Raw genomic sequence first — 6412 nt, forward strand, 5'->3', positions numbered from 1 at the left:
TCCAACACCGCCCGCTCATCCGCACACAGCAGTAACGGCTCCAGTTTCGGGCCCCGACGAGGCACCGATGCACCAGCAGTAGAAGTCACACAGCATCTAACGATCAACTACTGGCGCAGGACACTAGCGCTCCGAGGTGCAGTGCGCCGGGATCAGAAGATGAGGTCCCCAAGAACCTCATCAGCCGCCCGCTCGCCTTCCACAGCGCCGCCGTTCATGTAGCCCTGGAAGTCGTAGGAGCAGTGTTCACCGCCGATGTGGATGTTCCCCTGCCGGGCGCCTTCGTAGCCGGCGTAGCGGTGGAGGTAGCCGACCGGCCAGCAGGAGTAAGCGCCGAGCGCATGCGGGTTCTTGTGCCAGGCGGACAGCAGTGCTTTTCCGTTCCAGCGTGCCTTGGTACCGGGAAAGACCTTGTCGACATCGGTGAGGACGGAGGTCGTCAGGTTCTTGACGTAGGCGGTGGTGTCGGAGGCGAAGGGTGTGGGTGGGTTGAGACCGTGGGCCAGGGAGCCTCCGCCGTACTGGATGAGGATGCCGGTGCTGCCCGGCTGGCCTTGGGTGGTGTCCCAGATCTGCTGGAAGGGAAGGTCGGTGAAGCAGCTGCCTTCGGCAACTCCTGGCCAGGGCCCGGTGCCGTCCCAGGTGCGGGTGGTGAACTGCATGTTGAGCTTGGTGCAGTAGCCCATTCTGGCGTCCCGTAGCAGGTTGAGCATGAGCGGATCGAAGTTCGCCCGGCCGGTGTCCAGCTGCTGCAGGATCGGCAGCGGGACGGTGAGGATGGTCTGGTCCGCGGTGAGGGTTCTGGTGGTGACGTCGTTTTCGAAGGTGAGTGTTTGGGTGCCGTCGGTGTTGGCCCGCACCGCGAGCAGCTTCCATCCCATCTGCACGGTGCCGGACGGCAGCGCCGCTGTGATGGCTTTCGGGAGCTGGTCGTTGCCGCCGGCGATGTGGTAGCGCTCGTTGGACAGCCCCCACATGTTGAAGCGTCCAGGGTTCGGCTGGTAGCCCATGAGCAGGACCAGGGCGAGTGAGGACTGGTTCTGGGTATCGGCGCCGTACTCCACGTTGTACGCGACGTCGATGAACTGCCCGAGCGGGGAGGAATGACCGCCCGGTACCCGGGTCTCAATCCAGTCGTACAGCGACAGGTTGTCCAATGCGGTGCCAGCGGCCGTGGTCCGGTTCCAGGTGACGTCGCCGGCTGAGGTGAGGTCGGTGTGCAGAGCCTGGTAGACGGCTTTGAAGTCGTCGTCGGCCTGGGAGCGTGGGTAGTAGGCATTGTCGAACCACAGGACGTCTTCGGCTCCGTTGGGTCCGGAACCGGCGAAGTCGACGGTGTCGAGGCCGAACCGGCGGCAGAGTTCGAGGATCTTCTTGTGGCCGGTGTCGATCAGCTCGCCCCCGTACTCGGAGGTCTGGCCGTTCGCCCAATAGCTGTGCTCGGAGTACATCCGGCCGCCGACCCGGGTCGGGTTGGCCTCGTAGACGGTGCACGGCACGCCGGCGTCGGCAAGGGTGAGGGCGGCGGTAAGCCCGGAGATGCCCGCACCGATCACTGCGACCCGGGCAGCGCGGTAGGACGGTTTCGTGGCAGCGGCCGTCGTCTCGGCGTGGGCACGGTCGGCAGTCGCGAGCACGCCGGAGCCGGCGGCGACCGTCACACCGGCCGCGGCGGCCCAGCGCAGCAGTTCCCGGCGGCCCACGGAGTACGGGTCGGCCGCCGCTTCTGCGCGCAGACCGCGCAACGCGTCCACGGGCAGACGCAGGCGGCGTGCTGTGGCATGTTCCTCGACGAGCTTCTGCAGGGCCTTCATCGGAGCGGTGCGTGCCATGGGAGATGTTCCCTTCGCCATTCGCGGAGATGGTCAGCACGTGCGGGGGGATCGCGGGGGAGGTCCGCTGCAAGGTGGCGGGACCGCAGTCGGCGGTCAGGGTGCGGTGCGTTCCTGCGTGTCCTCGAGAATGATTCGGCCCATGATCTCGTACCGCTCGGGGCGTCGGTTCTTCATGTACAGGCCGATGCCGAGGCCGGTGGCGAAGACCACGCCCACGATCCAGGGGATGAGCTTGAAGACCAGTGTCTTGGAGGCCTCACCGGCCGCGGTGTCCAGGTTCGCGATGAGCAGGTACACCGCCGCGAGCATGCCCAGGCCGCCGAGGGCGGGGGCGAGCAGGGTGCGGAACCAGTGCCGGGACTCGGCGTGATGCGTGCGGAAGTAGGCGATCACGGAGAAGGAGCACAGCGACTGGACGATCAGCAGTGCGAGGGTGCCCAGAATCGCCATCAGTGTGTAGAGGTGGACGTACGGGTCCTTGCCCGCGGCCCAGAACGCCCCGATGATCGCCGCCGCGATGCCCGTTTGGACGAAGGATGCGATGTGCGGCGAGCCGTGCTTGGCATGGGTACGGCCGAGGGCGGGATGGATGAACCCTTCGCGGCCGATCGCGTACAGGTACCGCGATGCGCACTGGTGGAAGGCAAGCCCGCAGGCGAAGGCGCTGGTGCAGGCCAGCCACTGGAACAAGCTCACCGCCCAGTGCCCGAGGTACTGCTCGAGCGGTGCGGAGAAGACGTCGAAGGAGCCTGCCTGCTTGATGGCCGCGTCGGGGCCGCTGGCCGCGATCACCATCCAGGAGACAAAGGTGTAGAGCACCCCGAGGCCGACCACGGCGAGCAGGGTGGCCTTGGGGATGATCCGCTTGGGGTTGCGGGACTCCTCGCCGTACATCGCGGTGGACTCGAAGCCGACCCACGACCAGAAGCAGAAGAACAGCCCGAGGCCGGCGGATGGTCCGGCGAAGGCTTTCGCCGGGTTGACCGAGGAGACCACCAGGCCGTTGGGGCCTCCTCCGTGGAAGAGGATGGCGAAGGCGAGGACGGAGAGGATCAGCACCTCGCAGACGAGGAAGAAGGCGAGGACCTTGGCCGCGATGTCGAGGTCGAAGTAGGACAGGACGGCGGTGACGGCGACCATCAGCGCGGCGTAGACGATCCACGGCAGATGGATGTCGAGTTGGGCCTTGGCTGCGGTCTCGGCGAACGAGGCGAAGATACCGACCAGGGATGCCTCGAAGACCACATAGGCCAGAACGGCGACCAGCCCTGAGGCCATGCCTGCGATGCGTCCGAGGCCATGCGAGATGTAGCCGTAGAAGGCACCGGCAGCGGTGATGTGACGGGCCATTGCCACGTAGCCGACAGCGAACAGGACAAGAACAGCGGTGACGAAAATGAAGCCGGCCGGGGCACCCGCACCATTGCCGGAACCGATGACGATCGGCAGGTTGCCGGCCATCGCCGTGACCGGGGCCGCGGTGGCCAGGGCCATGAACAACACGCCTGCCAGGCCAACCGAGTTGGCCTTGAGCCGCTGCACCTGACCGGTGCCGGCCGGATGTTCGGGGGAAGCGGGACCCGCGACCGCCTGTCCGCTGTCGCTGGTGGAAACCTGAGCCATTGCCGACCTCCTGAACTGGAGATGATGACGTGGCCGGGAGAGTGCCCAGATGCCGAGCAGAGATCCCCGTGGCCACGTCGAACACGTAAGGCGCAGGTGTCAGCTTGGAGGTGGGGTGACGCAGGCCATAACCGACAGACTGTGAGCCCTTTGGTTACCGCTGTGGCAGCCTGTTACGGCCCAGCCGCCGGGCCGGACGATGGCGGCAGCCCTGCTACTCGCTCCGGTCGCCTTAGCCGCTGCCCCGGTGACAACGGCACCATCAAGGTCCACGACGCCAGAACCGGCACCAGCGACATCGCAGCCCTCGACATCGGCTTGGCCTGCTCCAACGGCGTGCTCGTCTTAGCGGCCTTCATGATGATCGCGATGTGGGCACTCGCTGTGTCCCTCCTTATCGGCCGATGGTTCCTCGGAACCCGCCGTAAAGACCTCGCCTGGCCCGTCCGGGGCTGGATGGCTGCCCAACTGATCGCCCTGGCGGTGTTCCGCAACACCGCCCCCGGCACACCGCCGTTCGGCTGCCTTGCTTTCCTGTGGCGAAGACCGATCATCGCGTTCTGCCTCATCACCGTGGTCGTCATGGGTAGGCGCGCCGAGCCCCGCACCGACCGGCCGGTGGTGGCGGCGGGCAGTGCTCAGTGAGTTGACCAGGGTCAGTGGCGTCCGTCGAGCTTCTCCGCCCAGCAGTAGGCAGGGTCCCGATGGCGGCACGGCTGTGGTGGAGCGGACCGGCCCGATACTGGCCCCACAGCCCATCGGCCGGGTGGGCGCCGGAGGGGCTTCGGTTGGTTCCTCCCGCGCCCCGCGAACCATTTCCGACGCCCGCGCCACAACTTGGTCATGGGCAACGGATCAAGTGAAGCCCCCCGAAAAGAGGCCCTGACCTGCGGAAAGACGGCAGCCAGACGCGCCTCTCACAAGCTCTCACATTTGAATCCGACAATACAGACACCAGAGGCCGCCCCCGCAATGCGGAGACGGCCTCTGGCCTGCGTAAACACCGTCGGGACGACAGGATTTGAACCTGCGACCCCTTGACCCCCAGTCAAATTTTGCCAGCTCATTCTCTCGGCAAACAGGGCAAACGGTATCTGCACTTCGTGCCATAACGCGTCAGTTGTTCGGAATCGCGCATGCCGTGTGGTCCCCAACTAGTCCCCAGGGAAATGGTCCAAGTGCCATGCCGCAAGCTCCCTTCCAGTGTGAGCGACTTGTCAGGAATTCACAAGACGTCGAGAATGCGGAGGGAGGAGGCTGGAGATGGAGCAAGGGATCCGGGGCCTCCTACGCGATGGCCGGCGCAGTCCCGAACGATCTGCGACAGGCCGGCAAGCCGTCGGGCACCCTTTGGTAGTACAAGGGCACCCGCGACATCGCGGCCGCCTTCGCCGCACGCGTCAAAGCTGGGATAACTTCCTGGCCCGCTGCTTCAGCGAGCGCGCGGCCCGGTTGCACTCGCGGCCTGACGGCGATCCTGGTTGCTTGAAAGGAACAGTGACGGTCCTGTCGTACCAATGGTGCTGCTGTCCAGTTTGCAGGGGGTCGGCGGGGCCATTGCGGTGGTCACCGGGGTGAGGTCGATGGCGCGCTGCCGTGTCGCCGGATTAGCTGCGCCGCATCACAAAAACATCACAAGCCGGACACTTCGCAGTCCCCTGCGGGACACTCACCCCCTCATGAACCAGAGGGGACCCATGCACGCTCGCACCGCCACCATCCTCGGCGTCCTCGCCACCGCAGCCCCCCTCGCCGGCTGTGACCCCAACGCCACCAGCCCCACCGCGACGCCCACCACCGCAGGCACCCCAGGCACACCGGCGGCAACCACAACCGTCGCCCCCAAGGCGACCGCCGCTACGCCGAAGACCGTCCCCAACTTCGTCGGCAAGGGCCTCCAGTCCGCGCAGGACGCAGCGCAAGCCGCCGGGTTCTACAACCTGGCCAGCCACGACGCCGCCGGCCGGGACCGCCACCAGATCCTCGACCTGGACTGGCAGGTCTGCTCCCAGGCACCCGCCGCGGGGACGTCGGCGCCGGTCGACACGAAACTGGACTTCGGGGCAGTGAAAACCAACGAGACGTGCCCGGCCTCCGACCAGAAGGCGCCCGCGAAGGCCGGCAAGACGATGCCGAATTTCAAGGGGAAGGCCCTGAACACTGCGACGGCCGCCCTGGACCCGTCCACATCCATCGATTCGGCGGACGCGGCAGGCGATCGGATGATCCTGGTGCAGTCGAACTGGAAGGTGTGCACGCAGTCTCCGACCCCGGGCACGGCCTTGACCGGGCAGCCCGTGAAGTTCACGGCGGTGAAGTTCGAGGAGACCTGTCCCTGACCCCGAGACCGTGTAGGACGAACGTTCCGCCACCAGCACGACGATCGTGCGCTTGCTGCCGGTTCGCACGCACCAGTGCGGCTTGAAGTCCGGGTGGTCGTCGTACCCCCTCGCCATCGTCTGGACGACGACCTCCAGGGCGAAGACAAGGGCGCGGCGCTCAGTCCCGGTCGCCGTCGCACACACCAATTCCGCCGCCGATGTCGCCCGGCTGATGCTGCGCATCTCAGCTGCAGCATCAGCTTGCTCGACGAAGCCTTGCTGAGCACCGCGGCCGCCACCCAAAGGCTGGGTGGCTTCCACCACTTGGCCAACTCGACCGACCCAACCCTCTCATCTCGACTACTCGGTGTGTCACGATCGGGGAACGTCCCGGCTATCTAAGGCTTGTCCCGTAAATGATCTTGGGGTGGCTGTGGGCGTGGTCGGTGGTCGGTCTGGCTGTTCGCCTATCCGGCGAGGTTGAGGTTGTGCAGGCGGGCGATGCCGAGCATGGCGTGGTGGACTCCGTCGCCCTTGAGGCGGCAGTCGCGGAGGATCTTCCAGGTCTTCATGCGGGCGAAGACGTGCTCGACGCGGGCGCGGACTTGTTTGTGGGACGTGTTGTGGGCTTGT

Annotated in this window: 5 protein-coding genes; 2 read left to right on the forward strand and 3 right to left on the reverse strand. The window is 66.3% G+C overall.

Annotated features, from left to right (window positions below):
• Nucleotides 1-152: 152 nt before the first annotated feature.
• Both O3W51_RS46770 and O3W51_RS46775 read right to left on the reverse strand, forming a co-directional pair.
• Nucleotides 153-1832, reverse strand: a complete 1680-nt coding sequence (locus tag O3W51_RS46770) for a flavin monoamine oxidase family protein (RefSeq protein WP_138357712.1) — start codon at nt 1830-1832, stop codon at nt 153-155.
• 96 nt (nt 1833-1928) lie between these two features.
• Nucleotides 1929-3458, reverse strand: a complete 1530-nt coding sequence (locus O3W51_RS46775; protein WP_138357711.1) for an APC family permease — start codon at nt 3456-3458, stop codon at nt 1929-1931.
• 162 nt (nt 3459-3620) lie between these two features.
• Here O3W51_RS46775 and O3W51_RS46780 point away from each other — a divergent pair, with 162 nt between their 5' ends.
• Both O3W51_RS46780 and O3W51_RS46785 read left to right on the forward strand, forming a co-directional pair.
• On the forward strand, nt 3621-4103 hold the full coding sequence (locus tag O3W51_RS46780) for a DUF4436 family protein (protein ID WP_244809551.1): 483 nt from the start codon (nt 3621-3623) through the stop codon (nt 4101-4103).
• Nucleotides 4104-5155: 1052 nt separating this feature from the next.
• Nucleotides 5156-5797 (forward strand): hypothetical protein, encoded by a 642-nt coding sequence (locus O3W51_RS46785; RefSeq protein ID WP_269290113.1) that lies wholly within the window; start codon nt 5156-5158, stop codon nt 5795-5797.
• A 449-nt stretch (nt 5798-6246) separates the two neighbouring features.
• Here O3W51_RS46785 and O3W51_RS46790 read toward each other — a convergent pair.
• Nucleotides 6247-6412 (reverse strand): transposase (locus tag O3W51_RS46790; protein ID WP_331284165.1); only part of this gene is annotated, 166 nt, incomplete at its 5' end.

Source organism: Streptomyces sp. H39-C1 (genome assembly GCF_027158125.1).
Classification (GTDB): Bacteria; Actinomycetota; Actinomycetes; order Streptomycetales; family Streptomycetaceae; genus Actinacidiphila; species Actinacidiphila fildesensis.

Coding starts and splice junctions, on each gene's coding strand:
- O3W51_RS46770 (WP_138357712.1), bottom strand. CDS start 1,832: ATGGCACGCACCGCTCCGATGAAGGCCCTGCAGAAGCTCGTCGAGGAA.
- O3W51_RS46785 (WP_269290113.1), top strand. CDS start 5,156: ATGCACGCTCGCACCGCCACCATCCTCGGCGTCCTCGCCACCGCAGCC.
- O3W51_RS46775 (WP_138357711.1), bottom strand. CDS start 3,458: ATGGCTCAGGTTTCCACCAGCGACAGCGGACAGGCGGTCGCGGGTCCC.